A 1,751-nucleotide genomic window follows, 5' to 3' on the forward strand; every position below is an offset into this window, starting at 1 on the left:
GTGACGGGTGGTTGGTCGTTGTTTGAGAACTGCACAGTGGACGCGAGCATCTGTGGCCAAGTTTTTAAGGGCGCACGGTGGATGCCTTGGCACCAGGAACCGATGAAGGACGTGGGAGGCCACGATAGTCCCCGGGGAGTCGTCAACCAGGCTTTGATCCGGGGGTTTCCGAATGGGGAAACCCGGCAGTCGTCATGGGCTGTCACCCGCTGCTGAACACATAGGCAGTGTGGAGGGAACGCGGGGAAGTGAAACATCTCAGTACCCGCAGGAAGAGAAAACAACCGTGATTCCGGGAGTAGTGGCGAGCGAAACCGGATGAGGCCAAACCGTATACGTGTGAGACCCGGCAGGGGTTGCGTGTGCGGGGTTGTGGGATCTCTCTTTCACAGTCTGCCGGCTGTGAGACGAGTCAGAAACCGTTGATGTAGGCGAAGGACATGCGAAAGGTCCGGCGTAGAGGGTAAGACCCCCGTAGTCGAAACGTCAGCGGCTCGTTTGAGAGACACCCAAGTAGCACGGGGCCCGAGAAATCCCGTGTGAATCTGGCGGGACCACCCGTTAAGCCTAAATATTCCCTGGTGACCGATAGCGGATAGTACCGTGAGGGAATGGTGAAAAGTACCGCGGGAGCGGAGTGAAATAGTACCTGAAACCGTGTGCCTACAAGCCGTGGGAGCGTCGCATGCAAGCTTGCTTGCATGTCGTGACTGCGTGCCTTTTGAAGAATGAGCCTGCGAGTTTGCGGTGCGTTGCGAGGTTAACCCGTGTGGGGAAGCCGTAGCGAAAGCGAGTCCGAACAGGGCGATTCAGTAGCGCGCTCAAGACCCGAAGCGGAGTGATCTAGCCATGGGCAGGTTGAAGCGGCTGTAAGAGGTCGTGGAGGACCGAACCCACCAGGGTTGAAAACCTGGGGGATGACCTGTGGTTAGGGGTGAAAGGCCAATCAAACTCCGTGATAGCTGGTTCTCCCCGAAATGCATTTAGGTGCAGCGTCGTGTGTTTCTTGCCGGAGGTAGAGCACTGGATAGGCGATGGGCCCTACCGGGTTACTGACCTTAGCCAAACTCCGAATGCCGGTAAGTGAGAGCACGGCAGTGAGACTGTGGGGGATAAGCTCCATGGTCGAGAGGGAAACAGCCCAGAGCATCGACTAAGGCCCCTAAGCGTACGCTAAGTGGGAAAGGATGTGGAGTCGCAGAGACAACCAGGAGGTTGGCTTAGAAGCAGCCACCCTTGAAAGAGTGCGTAATAGCTCACTGGTCAAGTGATTCCGCGCCGACAATGTAGCGGGGCTCAAGCGTACCGCCGAAGTCGTGTCATTCATACAATAGGGCCAACGCCTGTATGGATGGGTAGGGGAGCGTCGTGTGCCGGGTGAAGCTGCCGCGGAAGCGAGTGGTGGACGGTTCACGAGTGAGAATGCAGGCATGAGTAGCGATACATACGTGAGAAACGTGTGCGCCGATTGACTAAGGGTTCCTGGGTCAAGCTGATCTGCCCAGGGTAAGTCGGGACCTAAGGCGAGGCCGACAGGCGTAGTCGATGGATAACCGGTTGATATTCCGGTACCCGCTGTGAAGCGTCAAACATCGAGCCCATTAATGCTAAGGCCGTGAAGCCGTCCCGGAGCCTTCGGGCAAAGGGAAGTGGTGGAGCCGCCGACCCAAGGTGGTAGTAGGTGAGTGATGGGGTGACGCAGGAAGGTAGTCCAGCCCGGGCGGTGGTTGTCCCGGGGTAAGGGTGTAGCG

1 rRNA gene (running past one end of the window) is annotated in these 1,751 nt (G+C 57.7%); it reads left to right on the plus strand.

The annotated features are described in order from the left end of the window. The first annotated feature begins 54 nt into the window (after positions 1-54). A 23S ribosomal RNA gene (locus ABZ906_RS45905) occupies positions 55-1,751 on the plus strand; it runs 1,490 nt beyond the window's last position.

The organism is Streptomyces sp. NPDC046925, from assembly GCF_040644915.1.
Lineage (GTDB): Bacteria > Actinomycetota > Actinomycetes > Streptomycetales > Streptomycetaceae > Streptomyces.